Source organism: Curtobacterium sp. MCSS17_005 (assembly GCF_003234225.2).
GTDB lineage: Bacteria > Actinomycetota > Actinomycetes > Actinomycetales > Microbacteriaceae > Curtobacterium > Curtobacterium flaccumfaciens.
Window position 1 is genome coordinate 3,341,661 of the sequence record NZ_CP126258.1, and the last position, 19,996, is coordinate 3,361,656.

At 70.2% G+C, this 19,996-nt stretch carries 20 protein-coding genes; 6 read left to right on the plus strand and 14 right to left on the minus strand.

Annotated features, from left to right (window positions below):
* Positions 1–14 precede the first annotated feature (14 nt).
* From DEJ20_RS15930 to DEJ20_RS15980, 11 genes are all read right to left on the minus strand, one after another.
* The gene (locus DEJ20_RS15930; protein WP_111235694.1) at positions 15–956 is read right to left on the minus strand and encodes a phosphate/phosphite/phosphonate ABC transporter substrate-binding protein; all 942 of its coding nucleotides are present in this window, start codon (positions 954–956) and stop codon (positions 15–17) included.
* 200 nt (positions 957–1,156) lie between these two features.
* Complete coding sequence (locus DEJ20_RS15935) at positions 1,157–2,029, minus strand: EamA family transporter (protein WP_111235693.1); 873 nt, start codon at positions 2,027–2,029, stop codon at positions 1,157–1,159.
* A 354-nt stretch (positions 2,030–2,383) separates the two neighbouring features.
* Positions 2,384–3,613 carry a PrsW family intramembrane metalloprotease gene (locus DEJ20_RS15940; protein WP_111235692.1) on the minus strand — a complete coding sequence of 410 codons (1,230 nt, stop codon included), beginning with the start codon at positions 3,611–3,613 and terminating at the stop codon, positions 2,384–2,386.
* Positions 3,610–4,242 carry a hypothetical protein gene (locus tag DEJ20_RS15945; RefSeq protein WP_111235691.1) on the minus strand — a complete coding sequence of 211 codons (633 nt, stop codon included), beginning with the start codon at positions 4,240–4,242 and terminating at the stop codon, positions 3,610–3,612. Before DEJ20_RS15945 ends, DEJ20_RS15940 begins: the two co-directional genes overlap by 4 nt.
* A complete protein-coding gene (locus tag DEJ20_RS15950; protein ID WP_111235690.1) occupies positions 4,239–4,427 on the minus strand; it encodes a hypothetical protein in 189 nt (62 codons plus the stop codon). The genes DEJ20_RS15945 and DEJ20_RS15950 overlap by 4 nt, the downstream gene beginning before the upstream one ends.
* Before the next feature lie 153 nt (positions 4,428–4,580).
* Positions 4,581–5,285 (minus strand): TIGR00266 family protein, encoded by a 705-nt coding sequence (locus DEJ20_RS15955; RefSeq protein ID WP_111235689.1) that lies wholly within the window; start codon positions 5,283–5,285, stop codon positions 4,581–4,583.
* 27 nt (positions 5,286–5,312) lie between these two features.
* Entirely contained in the window at positions 5,313–6,176 is an 864-nt protein-coding gene (locus DEJ20_RS15960; RefSeq protein ID WP_111235688.1) for a CPBP family intramembrane glutamic endopeptidase, read from the minus strand.
* Positions 6,173–6,940 carry a CPBP family intramembrane glutamic endopeptidase gene (locus DEJ20_RS15965; protein ID WP_181431575.1) on the minus strand — a complete coding sequence of 256 codons (768 nt, stop codon included), beginning with the start codon at positions 6,938–6,940 and terminating at the stop codon, positions 6,173–6,175. Before DEJ20_RS15965 ends, DEJ20_RS15960 begins: the two co-directional genes overlap by 4 nt.
* Positions 6,941–7,099: 159 nt before the next feature.
* Positions 7,100–7,594, minus strand: coding sequence for an HNH endonuclease (locus tag DEJ20_RS15970; protein ID WP_027466591.1), 495 nt, complete (start codon positions 7,592–7,594; stop codon positions 7,100–7,102).
* A gap of 352 nt (positions 7,595–7,946) precedes the next feature.
* Complete coding sequence (locus DEJ20_RS15975; RefSeq protein WP_146245444.1) at positions 7,947–8,933, minus strand: C40 family peptidase; 987 nt, start codon at positions 8,931–8,933, stop codon at positions 7,947–7,949.
* Positions 8,934–9,160: 227 nt separating this feature from the next.
* On the minus strand, positions 9,161–9,856 hold the full coding sequence (locus DEJ20_RS15980; RefSeq protein WP_111235685.1) for an iron-dependent transcriptional repressor DtxR: 696 nt from the start codon (positions 9,854–9,856) through the stop codon (positions 9,161–9,163).
* 184 nt (positions 9,857–10,040) lie between these two features.
* Here DEJ20_RS15980 and serC point away from each other — a divergent pair, with 184 nt between their 5' ends.
* Complete coding sequence (gene serC, locus DEJ20_RS15985; protein WP_111235684.1) at positions 10,041–11,156, plus strand: phosphoserine transaminase; 1,116 nt, start codon at positions 10,041–10,043, stop codon at positions 11,154–11,156.
* A 78-nt stretch (positions 11,157–11,234) separates the two neighbouring features.
* On the opposite strand, the gene DEJ20_RS15990 is transcribed toward serC, so the two are convergent.
* Positions 11,235–12,047, minus strand: a complete 813-nt coding sequence (locus DEJ20_RS15990) for a DUF3027 domain-containing protein (RefSeq protein WP_111235683.1) — start codon at positions 12,045–12,047, stop codon at positions 11,235–11,237.
* Between the two features lie 4 nt (positions 12,048–12,051).
* The gene (locus tag DEJ20_RS15995) at positions 12,052–12,429 is read right to left on the minus strand and encodes a cold-shock protein (RefSeq protein WP_017888041.1); all 378 of its coding nucleotides are present in this window, start codon (positions 12,427–12,429) and stop codon (positions 12,052–12,054) included.
* Between the two features lie 55 nt (positions 12,430–12,484).
* Here DEJ20_RS15995 and DEJ20_RS16000 point away from each other — a divergent pair, with 55 nt between their 5' ends.
* From DEJ20_RS16000 to DEJ20_RS16020, 5 genes are all read left to right on the plus strand, one after another.
* Positions 12,485–12,784: a hypothetical protein gene (locus DEJ20_RS16000; RefSeq protein WP_128780559.1), complete on the plus strand. Its 300-nt coding sequence runs from the start codon at positions 12,485–12,487 to the stop codon at positions 12,782–12,784.
* Between the two features lie 28 nt (positions 12,785–12,812).
* Positions 12,813–14,579, plus strand: a complete 1,767-nt coding sequence (locus tag DEJ20_RS16005) for a helicase-associated domain-containing protein (protein WP_111235682.1) — start codon at positions 12,813–12,815, stop codon at positions 14,577–14,579.
* A 48-nt stretch (positions 14,580–14,627) separates the two neighbouring features.
* Complete coding sequence (locus DEJ20_RS16010; protein ID WP_111235681.1) at positions 14,628–16,325, plus strand: DNA repair helicase XPB; 1,698 nt, start codon at positions 14,628–14,630, stop codon at positions 16,323–16,325.
* A 51-nt stretch (positions 16,326–16,376) separates the two neighbouring features.
* On the plus strand, positions 16,377–17,072 hold the full coding sequence (locus tag DEJ20_RS16015) for a response regulator transcription factor (protein WP_017888045.1): 696 nt from the start codon (positions 16,377–16,379) through the stop codon (positions 17,070–17,072).
* 66 nt (positions 17,073–17,138) lie between these two features.
* Positions 17,139–18,833 (plus strand): sensor histidine kinase, encoded by a 1,695-nt coding sequence (locus DEJ20_RS16020; RefSeq protein WP_111235680.1) that lies wholly within the window; start codon positions 17,139–17,141, stop codon positions 18,831–18,833.
* A 199-nt stretch (positions 18,834–19,032) separates the two neighbouring features.
* Here the strand turns inward: DEJ20_RS16020 and DEJ20_RS16025 are convergent, their stop codons facing one another.
* On the minus strand, positions 19,033–19,929 hold the full coding sequence (locus DEJ20_RS16025; RefSeq protein WP_284183348.1) for a putative endonuclease domain-containing protein: 897 nt from the start codon (positions 19,927–19,929) through the stop codon (positions 19,033–19,035).
* Positions 19,930–19,996 lie beyond the last annotated feature (67 nt).

Sequence of the window (19,996 nt, forward strand, 5' to 3'; positions counted from 1 at the left end):
TCGCGGTCGCCGGGTCAGGCCTGGCAGGTGGTCGACTTCGTCGTCTTGCAGATGTCGCGGATCAGGTCGTAGTACTCGTCGTCGACGGGCTTGGTGCCGTAGAAGACGCTGCGGAAGCCGTCGCTGTCGGCGCTGGTGACACCGGCGTCGATGATCTGGTCGATGGTGACGTCGGACAGCGCCTTCGTCAGCGTCTCCTTCTCGGCCGACGGCAGGGTGTCGGAGACGACGATCGGGGCGCCGGGGACCATCGTCTTCGCGACGACGCGCACGTCATCGTTCTTCTCGACCTCGCTGTCCTCGGCGAACCCGGCGTCGCACTCGGTGCCCGCTGCGACCTTCTGGACGCTGACGTCGTGCTTGCCGGCGAACACCGGCGTGACGTCGGTCTTCGGGTCGACGCCCGCCTTGAGCAGGTTGTAGCTCGGGAACAGGTAGCCCGAGGTCGACGACGGGTCGACGAAGCAGACCTTCTTGCCGGCGAAGTCCTCGAGCGAGTCGATGTCGCTGTCCTTCGGCACGATGGCCTCGGAGTAGTACCCGGGCTTCTGCCCCTCGGCGGTGATGATGGAGGAGATCGGGGTGATCTTCGCGCCGTTGTTCTTCGCCGTGACGTAGGTGAACCCGGAGAACGACGCGACGTCGATCTTCCCCGCGACGGACGCCTCGATGAGCGCGGCGTAGTCGGTCGACTCGTGGTACTCGACCTTCTTGCCGGTCTCCTTCGCGATGTAGTCCATCAGCGGCTGGTAGTTCGTCTCGGTGTCCACGGAGTCGGGGACCACGCCGAACACGATGGTGTTCTCGTCCGCGGCGTACTGCACTGCGTCGGAGCCGCCTGCGGGGCTGCCGTCACCGGTCGCGGCGGTGGAGCCTGCGGAGCAGGAGCTGAGCGTGGCGACGAGGGCCAGGGCGCCGGCCAGCGCGACGAGCGACTTGCGTGCGGAGATGGGCATGACGACCTTTCGGGCGGTTCGGGGGGGGGGCGGGTCCGGTGCGGACGACCGCAACTGTCGCAGCCGACCGGTGGAGCGGAGTTCCGTCCCGGTACACGCGGCGTGGACGGCAGGTGAACTCGGTTGGCACCTGTCCGGACAGGCCGCCGTCGCCTCCGCCGTCGCCAACGTCGTCGCCGCCGCCAACTCCGTCGCCGCCGTCAGAGTGCGAGCAGCGCGATGCCGCCGAGCACGACCACCGCGGCACCGACCCGGGCGAGCGCACGGCCTTCGCGGAGCACCAGCACCCCGAACAGGCTGACGAGCACGACACTCACCTCGCGCATCGGGGCGACGAGCGCCACGGGCGCGATGCCGATCGCGACCAGCACGAGGATGTACGACAGCGGCGACAGCACCCCGAACGCGAGCACCCGCGGCCAGTGCTGCCGCAGCACGGGCAGGACCTCGCGCCGCCGCGACCCGAGGGCCAGTCCGAAGAACACGACCTCGACGGCCGTGCACCCGACCATGAACGCGACCGGTGCGACACCGAGGTCGCGGACGACGTAGGCGTCCCAGATCGTGTACGCGGCGATGGCCACCCCGGTGAGCAGACCCGCGACGAGCCCGGGGTCGATCCGCCTCCGCGGGAGCTCCGTCGACGTCGTCCCCCGGTCGGCGAGCCCGACGGCGACCACACCGACGAGCACCAGGAGCCCGCCGACCAGGGCGATCCAGTGCGGGCGCTCACCCAGGAGCACGACCGCCAGGACGACGCTGATCGTCGGCCCGGTCCCCCGCGCCGTGGCGTACACGGTCGACAGCCGGCCGACCCGGTACCCCCGCTGCAGCACCAGCATGTACAGGACGTGCAGCACCCCGGACGCGGCGACCCCGAGCACGAACCCGCCGGGGTCCGCGTCACCGAGGCCGCCGGTGAGCGGGACCGCGCCGATCCAGACCAGCACGCTCGACACCGCGCCGAGCCACAGGAACGGCATCCCGATCCGGCTCACCCCGTGGGCGATGACGTTCCACCCCGCGTGGGCGACGGCGGCGGACAGGACGAGGAGGACGGCGAGCGGTGTCACGGCAGGACCTTCTGCCCGGCGCGCGGCGCGACGGGCGAGGTCCTCCAGGCTTTTGTCCGTTCAGATGACGGCCCGCGTTCGGCGGCGGACCGTGGCGCCGCTCGGACCAGTCGGACGGGGAGTCCCGGAACCCTAGGCGCTGTCGACGGGGACGCTAACACCGCCGAGGCGGCCGTCGCCAACCTGTCCGGACAGGCGCGAGCGCGCGTTCAGGCGCCGTTCGGCGGACGTTCGTCGGCGTCGTCGGGTCGTGTCCGGTCTGAAAGCGGCAGACGAGCGGACGGGAGGCCCGTGGCGGGCTCGCCACGGGCCTCCCGTCCGTCGCTGATCACGCTCACGCGCGAGACGGCAGACCTACGCGGTCTGCTGGCCGCCGTCCCGCACCCGGGTGACCTCCTGTCGCGTGAACGCGATGTGGTCCGGGTCGTCGACGTGTGGGAGCGCTTCGGCGAGGTCGTGGATCGCGGTCAGCAGCACACGGCGTCGGCGGCGCTCCTGCCGGGATCCGGCCGCCTTGACGTACCGCCGCCGTGTCTTCCGGCTGCCGACGACGGCGTCGAGTTCGTCCGTCGAGAGCAGCCCCGCCGCCACCTCGGGCGCGAGCACCGTGCGGAGGTCCTCCTGCTCGGGGCGGACCGCGAACCGGAAGACCCGGAACACCACGAACACCACCAGCGCCGTCAGGACCGCGATGAACACGAAGTTGAACGCCTGCAGCGGGCCGAGCAGCGCGCCGAGATCATCCCAGAGACCGTGCAGGACCACGGCGAGCAGCATCAGGAGGATCCCGGGTCCCACACGCCGTTTCTGGGCGGGACTGCCGGCGAGCAGGAACAGCCCCGTCGCGAAGATCGCGGAGTACGCGATGTGCCCGGCGACGCCGGTCGCCATCCGCACCACGAGGGTCTCCGCCCCCGCGAGGAACGGGTGCGCGCCGAAGTCGACGCCGGAGGTCTGCGCGACGTAGAGCACGTCCTCGACGACCTGGAACCCGAGCCCGAGGAACGCACCCAGGATGAACGCGTCGAACGTGGTCCGGACGATCCGCGGTGCCAGGGTGATCAGGAGCACCAGACCGATGCCCTTCGACACCTCTTCGGTGAAGGGCGCGGTGAGCCCAGCTGCCCAGTCGGCGGCCCAGCGTTGCCCGAAGGTCTTGCCGTACAGGCCGAGGATCGCGTCGTTGGCGTAGATGGCCATGAAGAACGTCGCCGCGGTGGCACCCCACAGGAACGCGTGGACCACGAGGCTGATCGGCAGCGTCGAGTACCGGTCCATCGCACGGGTAGCCCACCAGAACAGGGCCGCGTAGAGGACCAGGACCAGGCTGTTGGTCGTGACCGCCGAGGCGAACGGTGCCGCGGCCGGCTGCACGAACTTCACCGCGTTCCAGAGGCCGGCGATCACCAGCACCCAGAACACCCAGAACGCGGCGTTCCGCGGCTGGAACACCTCCATCCGCAGGCCCCACCCGGACCGTTCGAAGACGGCCGTCCGCGCCTGCTCCAGCTCGGTCGGCACCGACGACACGGTGACCGTCCCCGTGGTGCGCTCGGGATCCCGTCGGAACAGGTTCAGCCTCATGATCCGGCTCCTTCGACCGTGATCGACGACAGGGCCTGTCCGATCAGGGTGGCCGTCCTCGTCGGTGTGCTGTTCGGCGTGCTGATGACGACTTCGACGCCGACGCCGTCCGCGACGAACGCGGCGATGGCGCCGTCGTTCCGGACGTCACGGAACTCGCTGATCACCCCGCGCACCCCGGACGCCGTCGTGATGGGCGTCACCGTCGACCGGAGCGCCTGGGTTCCAGTGGCCGCATTGGTGGTCTGGATCTGCCGCAGCAGTGCGCGCGGCGTGCCCTCGAACGTGCCGGTCCGGAGCGTGATCGACGTCGTACCGTCGAAAACGGTCGCGGATGCCGGGTAGGTGCCGCCGGCTTCGGCGTCACCGGTGAGCACACCGTCACTGATGCCCCAACCGGCCGGCGGTGTGAACTCGACGTCCTGCTTCAGTGACATCGTGCTGCCCGCCGGGACCGTCTCGCTGAACGACACCTGGTCGTTCAGCCACGGCACGCCCCAGTGCATGATCGCGGCGGTCGCCAGCACGATCACCGCGGGCAGGACCGTCCGTCGGTCCAGTCCCCACCACCGTCGGTCGGCGGGAACCCACCGGTGTCGCCGCCGGGTGGTGTCTGCCCGGAGCGTCATGCGACGTCCGCCGATCCGGGCTTCGCTGCCTGGACGATCGGGACGGCGAGCATCCACCACCGACGACGTTCCGTGAACGGTGACGGCGCGCTCAACGCCTCGGCTGTCCGACCAGCCTGCCGGGTGAGGAGCAGGCCGACCCAGATCGCTCGCGGGATGGTCCGGGTGCTGCGGATGTCGGTCACGGGTCCTGCTCTCGAGTCGGTGTGGCTGCGGGGCGGGGCTGTCCGTCGACAGGTCGACACCGGCCAGGGCATGAAGCCCCCTCAGGTCTCAGGGGAAGTATGCCCGGATGCCGCGTTCTCCGGCCAGACCAACTGCGGCCGGGCGTGGCGGGTTCAGTCGCGGTCGCTGCCCTGCGGCTTCGGCAGGTACGGCTGGATGGCCGCCGCGAGGGCTGCCGGCGTCATCGACTGCAGCCAGATCCGACCCGGACCGTGCACCTCGGCGAGGAACATCGAGTCCCCGAACACCTTGTTCTTGATGCCCTTCACCGTGGCGAACTCGACCGACGTGCCCGCGCGGTACATCGCCAGGTGTCCCGGGTGGACCAGCAGTGACTCCCCCGCGGCGAGCTCGACCTCGGTCAGTTCACCGGCGAGCTGCACCCAGGCCGTCCCCGAGCCCGAGAGCGCCTGGAACACCACGCCCGCGCCACCGAAGATCCCTGCTCCCAGACGCTTCTGGAACCCGACGGACACGTCCACGTCGGCGGTGCTCGCCATGTACGAACCGGACTGCACCAGGAACTGGTCCGCCGGGTCCACCGTGATCTCGCGGATCGTGCCCGGGAGGCTCGCGGCGAAGGTGAGCCGCCCGCCTGCGGCCGGTGCCGTGTACTCGGTGAGGAACAGCTGCCCGCCGCCGAGCGCACGCTTGAGGCCCCCGAGGAACCCGCCGCTGCCGCCGTGCGCGGTCGACGTGTCCATCGCGAACCCGGGGGTCAGCCAGGCGACGTCACCGCCCTCGGCCACGATGCGTTCACCCGCGTCGAGCGTGAGCTCGAGCGTCGGCATGGTGGTCCCGGAGATGGTGCTGCGCATCGGTCGTCCTTCGGTTGGTGGGATGGATCAGGCCGTCGCTGCCGTCGCGGCGGCCCGACGTGCGTTCCGGTTGCGGCGGTCCTCCAGGACGACGCTCAGGACGCTGAGGAGCGTGAGGACGATGAGGAGGATCTGCACCCAGCCGACGATGACGTCACTGCTGCCGGAGGCGTCGTGGGCAAGGGCGTCCGACTGGCGGGCGGCACCGGAGCCCAGGTAGAGGACGCAGTCGGAGAACGCGTGCACGAGAACAGCAACCCAGAGGCGCCCGGTGACGCGGCGGACCCAGTAGTACGTCGCACCCGCGAGGGACAGCGCCGAGACCTGGAAGAGGATGAACGCGGGGGACAGACCGGACCAGAGGCTGCCGACGACGTGCGCCACTCCGAACACGACCGATGTGACCAGGAGGGTCGCGAGTTCGCTGTGACGCGCGCGAACGGCGGAGAGGAGGACGCCGCGGAGGTACAGCTCTTCACCGAGCCCGACCATCAGCGTCCCGATGACGATGAGCAGGACCGTCGGAACCGACCACGCGGACCAGTCGATCCCGGCGAGGTTCGAGCACGCGATGACGACCGTCAGGACGGGGATGGCGATCAGCCACAGGCGGCGCGGGTGCAGCTTCGGCGTCGGCGTCTCCGACCAGACGCCTGGCCATCCCGCCCACCGGACGAACAGCACTGCCAGCGCGATCCCGATGGGAAGCGCGATGTAGTGGGACAGGACGAACTCGGCGATGTTGTCACCGGGCTCGGCGAGCCCGCCGAACAGGTTGCCGACAACGGCTGCGAGGAAGACGTAGACCGCGACCGCGACCAAGGCCACCCAGATGCTGCGGCGGAACCGTTCTGGCCGTGTGGTCGTTGTGATGGTGGTCGGCGTGGTCAAGCGGTCCTCCTCGGGACGTTGATTCGTTCGTCGGAGCGCCGGATGACGAACGCGACAGCGACGAGTGACAGGACGGCGACCGGGATGTAGAAGTCCTGAGCGATGCCGGCGGCGGCGCCGGGGGTGCCGTTGCCGAGGACGAAGATGGTGAAGTCCCACAGGGCATGCAGGATCATCGCCGGGAGGAGCGAGCCCGTCGTCCGGCGGAGGACGTACAGCGCCGTCCCGGTGCAGAACGCGGCGAGCACTTGCTCGAGCGTGGAGCCGACGTCCTGTCCCAGGACGATGTTGATGGAGTGCATCAGGGCGAACAGTGCCGTGGAGATGAACCACACCCACACCTCAGCGAATCGGGTCCGCAATGCCACGAGCAGCACGCCGCGGGTGACGACCTCTTCCGTGAACCCCACCAGGCACAGGCCGAGCGCGGCTGCGAGGAACGGCCCGCTGACGGCGTTCCAGTCCGCGGAGAACAGTCCCACCACGGAGATCGCCGCCATCAACATGGGCGCGATGACCGGCCAGCGACGCTGGCTCGGCGCCCGGTCCCGCAGGACCGGCCCCCACCATCCGAACCACGTGACGACCACCGCCAGCACCACCGACGCAACGATGAGCGACAGGACGCCGCCGCGGAAGAGATTCCCCGCGGAGTCCCCCCACTCCTCGTACGGGATCCCGCTGCTGAGCTGGACGACCAGAACCAGGAGGGCATAGCCGACGAAGACCGCCAAGCCGATCCGTACCTTCGGTGTGATCCGCACGGTGATTCCCCCTCACGCCCTAGGGGAAGTATGGCGGCGATTCGCGCTTTGCGGCCAGATTGCTTCCCACCACGAGCCGCCACCGGGAACCGTCGGACTGGAGGCCCGTGGCGGTGCCGCCACGGGCCTCCAGTCCGTCAGTCGGCGCGTAGACGGCCGCTACGCGGCCACGAGGTACTCGTCCCACTCCGCCTGCGGGCGCTCGATGCCGCGCACGACCCACGAGGACCCGTGCGGCACCTTCGGCGGGAACCTGAGGCGCCACCCCATCTCCTGCGGGGTGCGGTCGCCCTTGGTGTTGTTGCAGGCCAGGCAGCAGGCGACGAGGTTCTCCCACGAGTCCTGCCCACCGCGCGACCGCGGCTGCACGTGGTCGATGGTGGTGGCGTGCCGGCCGCAGTAGGCACAGTGGTTGCCGTCCCGACGCAGCACACCGCGACGGGACACCGGCACGAGCCTGGAGTGCGGGATGCGCACGTAGCGGGTGAGGATGATGACGGAGGGACGATCGTAGCTCGACGTCGACCCGGTGACGGGGTGTTCGACGTCGGCGGCGACGATGGCGGCCTTCTGGTTCATGACCAGCACGAGGGCTCGTCGGAACGAGATCACCGCGAGGGGCTCGTAACCGGCGTTGAGGACGAGAGTGCGCATGGGTTCCCTTCCGACGTGCCTGGACGGCTTCCAGGCGCTGCGGGTGCGTCGGACCGACGACGCGAACGGGTGAGGACGACCTGTTCACACCCCTGGAACCACGAAGAGCACCACCCGGATGGGCAGTGCTCTCGTCATGCAGGGGCGTGCTCGTGCACGCAGGCTGTGCTCGACCATATGTCGACGCGCGCGCGCCGACCCATGGTGCGGGTCGTGCGGAACATCGACATGAGGGTCTCCTGTTCGCGCCGGTGCGGACCGGTGCAGCGTCAGGTTAACCCAGAAACCGGCCCTGCACGAGGGTGCTCGGGCCGGTTCCGGTGAAGTTCACACGCCGGAGGGGCAGTGGACGCTAGATGCCGAAACGGACGATGTGGTAGTCGCTGGTCCAGATCGGGCGGATCTGCACGGTGCCACCGGGCTTCGGGGCGTCCATGATCATGCCGTTCCCCATGTAGAAGCCGTCGTGCGCTTCGTTGTTGAAGATGACGACGTCACCGGGCTGCGCCTCGGACTCGGGGATCGTGGTGCCGGCCTGGTCCTGCAGCGGCACCGAGTGCGCGAGGTTGATGCCGTACTGGGCGTACACGAACATGATGAAGCCCGAGCAGTCGAAGCCCGACGGGTCCGCGCCACCGAAGACGTACGGGGTGCCGATGTACTGCTTGCCGGTGGCGACCACGGCCGGCAGCGAGAACGGGGTGTCGGCGGCGGACGAGCTCGCCGCGTACTCGGCGGCGGTGGGACCGGTGTACGAGGAGTACTGCTTCGCGGTCGCGGCGCGGGCGGTCTGGGTCTGTTCGGCCTGCTCGGCGGCTTCCTCGGCTGCGGCGGCCTGGTCGGCGGCGGCCTGCTTGGCGGCCTTCTCGGCGTCGAGCGTCGCAGTGGAGGTCGCACCGTAGCCGTCACGGCTCGTGTCGGCGAGGGCCACGGCGTCGGAGACCGACAGCTCCTGGCTCTGCGTGGCACGGACCTGACGTTGGGCGTCGGCAACGGCGGTCGAGTTGCTGGAGGTCGTCGCGGCGAAGGCCGGGGCGACCGCGACCGTGCCGAACATGCCGGCGGCCACGGTGAGGACGACCGGCGCGAGGAACTTGCGCTTGCGCGACGATGAGCTGGCCTTGGCGGTGTTCGCTGCGGCCGCGGCCTGCGCGGCACGACGACCACCGGGCAGCGGAGCGGAGCGCACCGGCACGACCTTGCGGACCGGGCGGCCCTCGGTCTCGCGCACGGCCCGCCGGGTGAGCGGGGCGGTGGTGGCGTTCTCGGTGTTCGTCGGGTTCACGGGCGTCTGGTCGTCCGCGGCGGTACCGGTCTGCGTCAAGAGGTGGGTCTCCAACGTCTCGTCATCACGCCGCCGTGGGTGTCCGGCGGTGTGCAACCCCATCCGTTCGTCATCGTTTCCGATCGAGGCAGGAGACGGGTTCGAGACGTCCTGCCACGGGTCGCCGGCTCAGGGGCAGCGCGGCGACTCGGACGAGTGTACGGAGGCGTCGTTACCGTGTCGAGACCAAACGCCCCGTGGGTAACGAAACGGTAAAGACTCTCAGGGACGACCAGGAACGGTCAGTCCCGCTCGATGTAGACGTGCTGCGCGACCTCGATGGGCAGCTCGATGCCCGAGTCCTCGCCCTCGACGCGGACCGCGACGTAGGCGCCCGCACGCTGCACGCTCGCCATGCGTCCGGGCATGACCCCGGCGGTGCGGAGCTGGTGCAGGAGCTCCGGCTCGAACTGCACGGGCTCGCCCAGGCGCCGGATGACCCCGGTCGCGACGGCGTCGGTGCCCTCGGTCGCGGCGACGATGTTCTGGACGCCGTCGAGGAACCCGGCGGCTGCGGGGCCACCGATCTCGGCCAGTCCGGGAATCGGGTTGCCGTACGGCGATTCCGTCGGGTTGCCGAGCATCTCGAGCAGGCGGACCTCGACCTGCTCGCTCATCACGTGCTCCCACCGGCAGGCCTCGTCGTGCACGAAGGCCCAGTCGAGTCCGATGACGTCGGCCAGCAGGCGTTCGGCCAGGCGGTGCTTGCGCATCACGTGGGTGGCGCGGGAACGACCTTCACCCGTGAGCTCCAGGTGGCGGTCACCGGAGACGACGACCAGGCCGTCGCGCTCCATGCGGGCGATGGTCTGCGAGACCGTCGGGCCCGAGTGTCCGAGGCGCTCGGAGATGCGCGCGCGCAGCGGCACGATCGCCTCTTCCTCGAGGTCGAGGATGGTGCGAAGGTACATCTCCGTGGTGTCGACGAGATCGGTCACGGTCCGCCTCTCATGTCTGGGCCCAGCGCCGACCACACTACTTGTTCGCACCGACGAGCACCGACCGGCGCCTGGGTGCACGTGAGAATGGGTCATCCGACGCGGTGGACGGGCGGGCCGAACCCTCCCCGTCCGGCCGGTACACGGGCTCGGGCAGGCGGATCGTCGTCGGTAGGATCGGTGCATGGCAGACATCGTCATCCCGGCCGAACTCCTCCCCACCGACGGTCGCTTCGGCTGCGGTCCATCGAAGATCCGTGGCGCCCAGCTCGAGTCCCTCGTGACGCGCGGTGCCACGATCCTCGGCACCTCGCACCGCCAGAAGCCCGTGAAGGACCTGGTCGGCAGCGTCCGCTCCGGCCTCGCCGACCTGTTCCAGATCCCCGAGGGCTACGAGGTCGTCCTCGGCAACGGCGGCTCGACCGCGTTCTGGGACGCCGCCGCGTTCGGCCTCATCGAACGCCGTGCCGAGAACCTGTCCTTCGGCGAGTTCGGGTCGAAGTTCGCCAAGGCCGCAGCCGCCCCGTGGCTCGACGCTCCGCACGTCGTCGAGGCACCGGGTGGCTCCCTCTCCGCACTCGAGCCGGTCGAGGGCGTGGACGTCTACGCCTACCCGCACAACGAGACCTCGACGGGCGTCATGGCCCCGGTCGTCCGTGCGACCGGTGACGCCGGCGCCCTCACCGTCGTCGACGCGACCAGCGCCGCCGGTGGCGCCCTGTTCGACGTCAGCGCCACCGACGTCTACTACTTCGCCCCGCAGAAGAACTTCGCCTCGGACGGCGGCCTGTGGCTCGCGCTGCTCTCCCCCGCAGCGATCGAGCGGATCGAGCGGATCGCCGCCTCCGACCGGTACATCCCGGAGTTCCTGTCGCTCAAGAACGCCGTCGACAACTCGCGCCTGAACCAGACCCTGAACACCCCGGCGATCTCCACGCTGCTGCTCCTCGACGAGCAGGTCCGGTGGATGAACGAGTCCGGCGGCCTGGCGTGGGCGGACCTCCGCACGAAGACCTCGTCGTCGACGATCTACGACTGGGCCGAGGCCAGCGACTCCGCGACCCCGTTCGTCTCCGACCCCGCCGCTCGCTCCCAGGTCGTCGCCACGATCGACCTCGACGACTCGATCGACGCCAAGGCCGTGGCCGCGACCCTGCGTGCGAACGGCATCGTCGACACCGAGCCGTACCGGAAGCTCGGCCGCAACCAGCTGCGCGTCGCCACGTTCACCGCGATCGACCCGGACGACGTCGCGAAGCTCGTGCGCGCGATCGACTTCACGATCGACGCCCTGCACTGACCTCGGCGACACCCGCCGGAACGAGGACGGGCCCGGTACCACCGGATCGGTGGTGCCGGGCCCGTTCGTCGGTCCGGGTCAGGCGCGGTGGAAGCCCGGGTCGGTCTCGCCGGCGTCGAGCTGGTCGACCTCGAGATCGGCGTCGGGCTCGAACGGCTGCACGCGGCGGGCACGGCGACGACGGGGCGGTTGCGGGGCCTCGTCCTCGGCGGCCGAGCCGGCGGAGGTGTCAGTGCCGCTGTCGCTGTCGCTCACGTCGGCGAGCACATCGACGTCCACACCCTCGATGTCGTCGTCGTCCGACTCGTCGAGGTCGTCCTCGTCGGCGTCGAACTCGTCGTCATCGTCATCGTCCGACTCGTCGTCGTCCTCGTCGTCATCCGAGTCGTCGTAGTCGTCGTCCTCGTCGTCGTCCGACTCGTCGTCGTCTTCTTCGTCGTCGTCGGCGTCCGACTCGTCGTCGTAGTCCTCGTCGTCGGAGTCCTCGTCCGACGCGTCCTCGGCGCCGTCCTCACCCTCGTGCTCCTGCGCGGCCCGGTACTCGGCCAGCCGCTCGGACCACGGCACCCACTCGGGCGCGACGAGCGAGCCGTCCCCGGGCATCAGCTCGACCTCGAGCACGGTCGGTTCGTCGTCGCCGACCTTGGCGACGCTGACCGTCCACCGCCACCCGGGGTAGCCGGGCAGCCGGTTGGCGAACAGGATGGACACGACGCCGTCCCCTTCGTCCACGGTACCGACGGGTGCACCGACGGTCGACTCCGGGGTGACCTCGAGCAACGCCTCGCGCGCCAGGTCGGTGTAGTCAATGGACGCTGCGTCGATGGACGCTGCGTCGACGGACGCTGCGTCGGGAGCCGTCTCGGCCCCTGCTGTCTCGGACTCGGTCATGGGGTCACGCCTCCAACTGGTCTGCGACGTGCCGCAGGATGGCGGCGATGCGATCGCCGTTCTTCGGGTAGCGGCCGTGGCGGAGGTCTCCGCTGATCCGGTCGAGTTCCTTCACCAGGTCCTCGACGATCACGGCCATGTCGTCCGCGGAGCGACGGGTCATCCGCGACAGCGACGGCTGGGGCTCGAGCAGCCGCACGGACAACGCCTGCGACCCCTTCTTGCCCTGGACGACGCCGTACTCGAGCCGCGTGCCGGCCTTGACGGTCACGACGCCGTCGGGCAGCGAGGACGCGTGCAGGAACACCTGGTCGCCGTCGTCTCCGGTGATGAAGCCGAAGCCCTTGTCGTCGTCGTAGAACTTGACCTTGCCGGTGGGCATGCGTGGACTCCTCGAGGTCGTGGTACGGCCGTGGTGCGTCGGATATCCTGGGTCGATGGCCAAGCCGACCCGATCAACCGGGAACCCGCAGGACTCCGCAGAACCCCCGGTGACGTTCAATCGTACCGAACGCGCTCTGGCGTTCATGATCGGTGGGATCATCATCCTCGGCCTGCTCTGCTTCGTCGCGATGATCATCATGTGGCTCACCGCTCCCAGCGCCCAGGGTGCGATGCCGTGGCCGGTGGTCATGGCGATCCCGCTCTACGGCTTCCCGATCGCCATGGTGCTGGTCTTCACGCTCCTCGGCATCACCTGGACACGTCGCGCACGAGCGAACCGGACGGCTCGCTGACGTCCGCCCCGGACGCTGGCACCGGACGATGACGACCACCGCCGACCTCGCCGCCCGACTCCGGGCGATGCCGGACGATGCGCTCGAGCGCCTCGTCGCGGCGAGGCGACTCCCGACCGCTGCACTCGCCGAGACCGGCCCGCAGCGCATCACCGACTTCTTCGACCTCGCCGAGGCGCTCCGCAGCGACGACGCCGTGGACGCCGCGGTCGAGCACCTGCCGCGCGCGACGATCCTGGCGCTTCGCGACGGCGGAGCCGTCGACGCGCTCGGCCCCGCGATCGAGCTCGGACTCGCCGACGAGGACGGCGCGGTCGACGACGCGGTCGCCGCACGCGTGGCCGCCCACCCCGACCTCACCTCGCTCGACGAGCAGCCTGGAGGCCCGGAGCAGGTCCGCCCCGCTGCTCCCGCCCTCGACGCCGCGGCACTCGAGCGTGCGCGCACCACCGGCGCGGAGCAGGCGTTCGCGACGATGACCGTGCTCGCCGAGCTGCTGCGGGCGGTCGACGCCGGCGCGGTCCGCGAACTCGTCAAGGGCGGGATCGGCATGCCGCTCGCCCGCACCCTGGCCGAGCGCATCGGCACCGACGCCGAGCTCGTCGCCGGTCGCCTGGCGCTGCTCGACGACATCGGGTTTGCCGACCCCGACACCGGACGCTGGATCGTCACCGACGCCGGGCACGCCTGGTTGCTCGCGAGCTGGCCGGAGCGCTGGGTGTCGCTGGTGGCCGCGTGGTCGGACACGCTCCCGCCCGCCGTGCACCAGGTGCTCGAGCTGGCCGACGGGGACCTGCGCGACCTCGTGCCGCTCGGGCGGTGGGCGTACCCGGCGGGGTCCCGCTGGCTCGACGCCCTGCTGCTCGACGTCGCCGGCACCGCGGCGTCGCTCGGCCTGGCGGTCGACGGCATCGTGACGAGCACGGGCCGGGCGCTGCTCGACGGCGACGCCGAGCAGGCCGCCGAGGACCTGCCGGGCACCGTCGAGCGGGTCTACCTGCAGCACGACCTCACGGTCATCGCACCGGGGCCGCTCGCGCCGGTGGACGACGACGCCCTGCGCACCGTCGCCGTGCTCGAGGCACCGGGGCTCGCCGCGCGCTACCGCATCTCCGAGGACACCCTCCGCGCGGCGTTCCGGGCCGGACACTCCCGCGACGACGTGCTGTCCCTGCTCGGACGACTGTCGGCCACCGGGATCCCGCAGCCCCTCGCCTACCTGATCGACCAGGTGGCCGGACGCGACGGCAGCATCGTCGTCGACCGGGGGCCGGGCGGCGTCGGGACCGAGGTCCGCGGCACCGCCGACCAGCTCGACCTCGTCGGGGTGGACGCCGAGCTCCGGCAGCTCGCGTGGGAGCGGCCCGACCTGACGACGCTGACCACGCGCTACCCGCCGCACGTCGTGCACACCGCGCTCGAGGACCAGCGCTACCCGGCCGTCCTGACGACCGCAGCCCGCCCCGAGGCGCACCACGGGCCTCCCGGCCGGCGCAGCCCCACCGGACGCTCGCCGGAACAGTCGGCGCACGCACTCGTCGAACGGCTCCGCCTGACGACGCAACGCGGCGACGCGGAGCCGGAGCAGGAGTGGCTCGGTCGGCAGATCGACCTGGCCGTGCGCGGACGCACGCCGATCCGTGTGACCGTCCGGATGCCGGACGGCTCCGAGCGGCCGTTCTCGATCGTGCCGACCTCGGTCGCGGCCGGACGCGTCCGCGGACGGGACACGGCCGTCGACGTCGAACGGACCCTGCCGCTGTCGCTCGTCGTGTCGGTCGAGAGCGACGCCTGAGCCGCGCGGTCACCCGCACGCAGGTGCCGACGGCTAGGCTGGCAGGTCATGAACGGACCGCTGATCGTGCAGAGCGACCGCACCGTGCTCCTCGAGGTCGCGCACCCCGACGCCGAGGACGCACGCCACGAGCTCGCGGCCTTCGCCGAGCTCGAACGCGCTCCCGAGCACGTGCACACCTACCGGATCACCCGCCTCGGACTCTGGAACGCGCGCGCCGCGGGCCACGACGCCGAGGCGATGATCGACACCCTGGAACGCTTCGCGAAGTTCCCCGTGCCGCAGAGCGTCACGGTCGACATCCGCGACACGGTCTCGCGCTACGGACGGCTCGTGATCCGTCGCGAGGAACGGCCCGACGCCCCCGTGATCGCGAACTCGCCCTCCGAGGAACTCGAACGGCTGCCGCTCCTGCTCCTCACCGCCGAGGACCCGTCGGTGCTGGCCGAGGTCATCCGGTCGAAGCGCATCAAGCCGTTGCTCGGTGACATGCGGTCCTCGACCGAGGTCGAGCTGCAGCCGTGGGCGCGGGGGCAGATCAAGCAGGAGCTCGTCAAGCTCGGCTGGCCGGCGGAAGACCTGGCGGGCTACACCCCTGGCCAGCCGCACCCGATCGACCTGGACACCACCGAGTGGCACATGCGGCCGTACCAGGAGCAGGCGGTCGACACGTTCTTCGCCCAGGGCTCCGGCGTCGTCGTGCTGCCCTGTGGCGCGGGCAAGACACTCGTCGGCGCGGGTGCGATGGCGACCGTCAAGGCGACCACGCTCATCCTCGTGACGAACACCGTCTCGGCACGGCAGTGGCGCACCGAGCTCCTCAAGCGAACGACCCTGACGCCGGAGGACATCGGCGAGTACTCGGGCAGCGTCAAGGAGATCCGGCCGGTCACGATCGCGACCTACCAGATCCTCACCGCCCGCCGGAAGGGCGAGTACACGCACCTGTCGCTCCTCGACGCCCTCGACTGGGGCCTCATCGTCTACGACGAGGTGCACCTGCTGCCGGCGCCGGTGTTCAAGCTGACCGCCGACCTGCAGGCCCGCCGTCGCCTGGGCCTCACCGCGACGCTCGTGCGCGAGGACGGCCGCGAGGGCGACGTCTTCTCGCTCATCGGGCCGAAGCGGTACGACGCCCCGTGGAAGGAGATCGAGGCGCAGGGCTACATCTCGCCGGCCTCCTGCTACGAGGTCCGCATCGACCTGCCGCACCAGGACCGCCTGGAGTACGCGGCGTCGAGCGACGACGAGCGCTACCGGCTCGCCGCGACGTCCCCGGCCAAGACCCCGGTGGTGCGGGAACTCATCGAGAAGCACCGCGGTGAGCAGATCCTGGTGATCGGGCAGTACATCGACCAGCTCGACGAACTGGCTGCGTCGCTCGACGCCGCGGAGATCACGGGGGCGACCCCGGTCGACGAACGGGAGCGGCTGTACGACGCGTTCCGGTCCGGCGAGGTCGACGTGCTCGTCGTCTCGAAGGTCGCGAACTTCTCGATCGACCTGCCCGACGCGACCGTCGCCATCCAGGTCTCCGGCTCGTTCGGGTCACGGCAGGAAGAGGCGCAGCGACTCGGCCGACTCCTCCGCCCGAACAAGGACGGCCTGCCTGCGTCCTTCTACACGCTCGTGGCCCGGGACACCGTCGACCAGGACTTCGCCCAGAACCGGCAGCGGTTCCTGGCGGAGCAGGGCTACTCGTACACGATCCTGGACGCCGACCAGGTCCAGACGCCCGTTGGCTGACGTACGAACCGCTCTCAGGAAACCCCGAGGGAACGGTCAGAAGATAGGGCCATGAGCGATGGCCCCAAGATCCTGATCGTCGACGACGAGCCGAACATCCGCGACCTCCTGACGACCTCGTTGCGCTTCGCCGGCTTCGCCGTGCGTGCGGTGGGCAACGGGGCACAGGCGATCTCCGCCGTGCTGGAAGAAGAGCCGGACCTCATCATCCTCGACGTGATGCTGCCCGACATGAACGGCTTCGGCGTGACCAAGCGCCTGCGTTCCTCGGGCTACACCTCGCCGATCCTGTTCCTGACGGCGAAGGACGACACCGAGGACAAGATCACCGGCCTCACCGTCGGCGGCGACGACTACGTCACCAAGCCGTTCTCGCTCGACGAGATCGTCGCCCGCATCAAGGCCATCCTCCGTCGCACCATGAACGACGAGGAAGACGCGATCATCCGCGCCGGCGAGCTCACGATGGACCAGGACACGCACGAGGTCACGATCGGCGACGCGCAGATCGAGCTCTCGCCCACCGAGTTCAAGCTGCTCCGCTACCTGATGCTCAACCCGAACCGCGTGCTGTCGAAGGCGCAGATCCTCGACCACGTGTGGGAGTACGACTTCAACGGCGACGCGGGCATCGTCGAGAGCTACATCTCGTACCTGCGCCGCAAGCTCGACCAGTACTCCGCCGAGCCGATCATCCAGACCAAGCGCGGCTTCGGGTACATGCTGAAGGCGTCCAAGGCTTCGTAGCACCATCACCTCTTCACGGCGGTCGTCCGGTTTCACCGGGCGGCCGCTGTCTATCGTTGGGGCAGCATGCACACGCGAATGAACCACTGGTGGGACGGGATCTCCCTGCGCACCAAGATCACCGGGATCACGGTGCTGCTCGTCGCGCTCGGATTGCTCGTCGCCGGACTCGGCACGATGACCGTGCTGTCCACCTACCTCATGCAACAGCTCGACAACACGGTCAAGCAGACGACCGAGCAGCTCGAGGGCCAGAACATCAGCGACGGCGAGCAGTACTGCAAACTCTCCGTCGTGGTGTCGCAGAGCGCCTACGTCGCCGCGTACGACGCCGACGGCGACCGGATCTGCCAGACGAAGGCGGCGAGTCGGCCCGACGTCCGTGAAGCCACCCTGGTCGAGGCCTCGCAGTCGAACCAGCGCATCTCGCTGTACGACAGCCAGCACAACCACGAGTGGCGCGCCCAGATCATCCCGGCGTCGCTGCAGAACCAGTCCGACGGCACCACCGAGACCGGCTACGTGCTCATCGCCGTCTCCAGTGCCGGCACCGACGAGACGATCGGCAAGTTCACCGCGATCTTCCTCGGGTTCGGTGCGTCGGTCATCCTGCTCGGCGCCATGCTCACCCGCCTGCTCGTCACCGCGACCTTCGACCCGCTGCGCGACGTCGAGGACACCGCCGCCCGGTTCGCCGCGGGTGACTTCAACCAGCGCCTCGAGGCCGACACCCCGAACACCGAGGTCGGCCGCCTCAACCGCTCCCTCAACGTCATGCTCGAGCGGATCGACTCCGCGTTCGAGGACCGCGAGCGCACCATCGCCCAGATGCGCCGGTTCGTCGGGGACGCCTCGCACGAGCTCCGCACGCCGCTGGTGTCCCTGCGCGGGTACGCCGAGCTGTACCGGATGGGCGCCCTGCGCAAGGAAGAGGACGTCGCCCAGGCGATGGAGCGCATCGAGAAGGAAGCGCAGCGGATGGGTCTGCTCGTGCAGGACCTGCTGCAGCTCGCCCGCATCGACGAGTCGAAGCCGCTCGAGCTCGGCCCGGTCGACCTCGTCGCCATCGCCCGTGACTCGGCGCTCGACACGATGGCCTCCAACCCCGACCGCGAGATCCAGGTCCTCGTCGAGGATTCCCTGACCGGCGAGAGCGTGCCCCAGGCGGTCCGCCCGTCGGCGTCGGCGTCCATCGGCTCCCCGGACTCCGGCGAAGCACCGCCCGTGTCGCCCACCTCGGCGAACACCACCGGGCCGATCGCGTTCTCGCGCCAGACCATCGCGCGCCTGCGGGCCCGTCGCACCCGCGCCATGAACATCGACGCCGGTGCCGCGCCGACCGACGAGACCACCCCGCTGCCCACGGTCGTGCTGCCGAAGCGCCCGCCGATCGTCCTGGCGGAAGAGAACAAGATCCGCCAGATCGTCACGAACCTGATGGGCAACGCCATGCGGTTCACGGCGAACGACGACCCGATCGAGATCGGCATCGGCGTGGACGACGATCGCGGCATGGCACACCTCGACGTGATCGACCACGGTGAGGGCATCCCGCCGCAGCTGCGCGAGAAGATCTTCCAGCGCTTCTGGCGTGCGGACACCTCTCGCGCCCGGGACACCGGCGGCTCGGGCCTCGGGCTCGCCATCGTGTCCGGCATCGTCGCGGCGCACCACGGCTCCGTCGAGGTCTTCGACACCGAGGGCGGCGGCGCCACCTTCCGCGTCTGGCTCCCCCTGCTCCCCCGCGACTTCTCCGCCTGACCCACGCGGGCCGTGCGGCCCGGCCGCTCGCGTCCCGCCGGCGTCCCGGGCGGTCACAACACCCCGTCCGACGCCGCCGAGTGGTCACGATCTGTCGTCTGCGCGCCCGCTGGCCGACAGTTCGTGACCGGCCGGCGCACAGCCAACGACGTGTCGTGACCGCCCGGCGACGAGATCTTCAGCGTGGCGATCACGGCCATCACACTGACTGCCGACGACTTCCGACCGCTCGGACCTCGAACGCCTGGCGAAGTCGCTCGAACAGCACCGCGGGTCGGTGTGCGTCCGATGCCGTCGCGTGGATCACGAGCCAGTCGTTCACCACGAACCCGTTGTCCCGTCGTTGATCGTGTCGGAAGGTGTCGCGCTCCCGGTGGTGATCGCCGTCGTACTCCAACGCGATGCCGAACTCCGACCACGCCATGTCGACGCGTCCGAGGAACCGCCCCGCACCATCGTGCACGTCGACGTTCAGCTCCGGCTCGGGGAAGCCCGCTTCGACCACTGCCAGACGGAGCCAGGTCTCCTGCGGCGACTCCGCCCCGGCCCGGACGAGGTCCAGCGCGCGCCGAGCAGCGAGCGCGAAGCGTGTGCCGGGGCGGATCGACGCACGGAGGTCGTCCGCCGTCGCCAGCCCGGCTGGTCCGACGAGGTGGTCCCCGATCGCGACCAGCGCATCACGTGCGAGCACGCCGGCGCACTCGAACCACATCTGCGCGGGGACACTGACCGGGAACCCGCGGTGTTCGACGGTCCTCGGCCGGTCCAGCCGGTGCGCGACCACGCCGGGCCGACGCATCCGGCTCCCGTCCCTCGCGGTCGAGACGTGCACCGGGCCGACCGAGCGCACTGACTGCGGCAGTGGCGCACCCCAGATCGCGGCGGCGGTCGTGTGGCTGAAGAACTGGTCGGGACGCATGACCAGGGCGACGGCGTCGATGAAGTCCACCGAGTCGATCGGAGCACGCACACCGTGGACCGGGGCTGCCAGGTCGGTGCGTCGGAGCCGTTCCGGATCGATGCCGTCACCGACCGCATCGGCCACGCGGAAGGTGATTCGGTCGAACGGGGCAGGGAGGCGACGGGCAGCTGGCATGCCGTCATGGTCGTTGCGGGGCACGCGAGCCGGCCACGCGCACTCGGGACCTGTGGAGAACGAGGTG

Excerpts from the sequence above, each read along its gene's own strand:
- DEJ20_RS16000 (WP_128780559.1), top strand. The coding sequence starts at position 12,485 with ATGGCCAAGCCGACCCGATCAACCGGGAACCCGCAGGACTCCGCAGAA.
- DEJ20_RS15940 (WP_111235692.1), bottom strand. The coding sequence starts at position 3,613 with ATGAGGCTGAACCTGTTCCGACGGGATCCCGAGCGCACCACGGGGACG.
- serC (WP_111235684.1), top strand. The coding sequence starts at position 10,041 with ATGGCAGACATCGTCATCCCGGCCGAACTCCTCCCCACCGACGGTCGC.
- DEJ20_RS15930 (WP_111235694.1), bottom strand. The coding sequence starts at position 956 with ATGCCCATCTCCGCACGCAAGTCGCTCGTCGCGCTGGCCGGCGCCCTG.
- DEJ20_RS15990 (WP_111235683.1), bottom strand. The coding sequence starts at position 12,047 with ATGACCGAGTCCGAGACAGCAGGGGCCGAGACGGCTCCCGACGCAGCG.
- DEJ20_RS15995 (WP_017888041.1), bottom strand. The coding sequence starts at position 12,429 with ATGCCCACCGGCAAGGTCAAGTTCTACGACGACGACAAGGGCTTCGGC.
- DEJ20_RS15955 (WP_111235689.1), bottom strand. The coding sequence starts at position 5,285 with ATGCGCAGCACCATCTCCGGGACCACCATGCCGACGCTCGAGCTCACG.
- DEJ20_RS16005 (WP_111235682.1), top strand. The coding sequence starts at position 12,813 with ATGACGACCACCGCCGACCTCGCCGCCCGACTCCGGGCGATGCCGGAC.
- DEJ20_RS16025 (WP_284183348.1), bottom strand. The coding sequence starts at position 19,929 with ATGCCAGCTGCCCGTCGCCTCCCTGCCCCGTTCGACCGAATCACCTTC.
- DEJ20_RS16015 (WP_017888045.1), top strand. The coding sequence starts at position 16,377 with ATGAGCGATGGCCCCAAGATCCTGATCGTCGACGACGAGCCGAACATC.
- DEJ20_RS16020 (WP_111235680.1), top strand. The coding sequence starts at position 17,139 with ATGCACACGCGAATGAACCACTGGTGGGACGGGATCTCCCTGCGCACC.
- DEJ20_RS15970 (WP_027466591.1), bottom strand. The coding sequence starts at position 7,594 with ATGCGCACTCTCGTCCTCAACGCCGGTTACGAGCCCCTCGCGGTGATC.
- DEJ20_RS16010 (WP_111235681.1), top strand. The coding sequence starts at position 14,628 with ATGAACGGACCGCTGATCGTGCAGAGCGACCGCACCGTGCTCCTCGAG.
- DEJ20_RS15945 (WP_111235691.1), bottom strand. The coding sequence starts at position 4,242 with ATGACGCTCCGGGCAGACACCACCCGGCGGCGACACCGGTGGGTTCCC.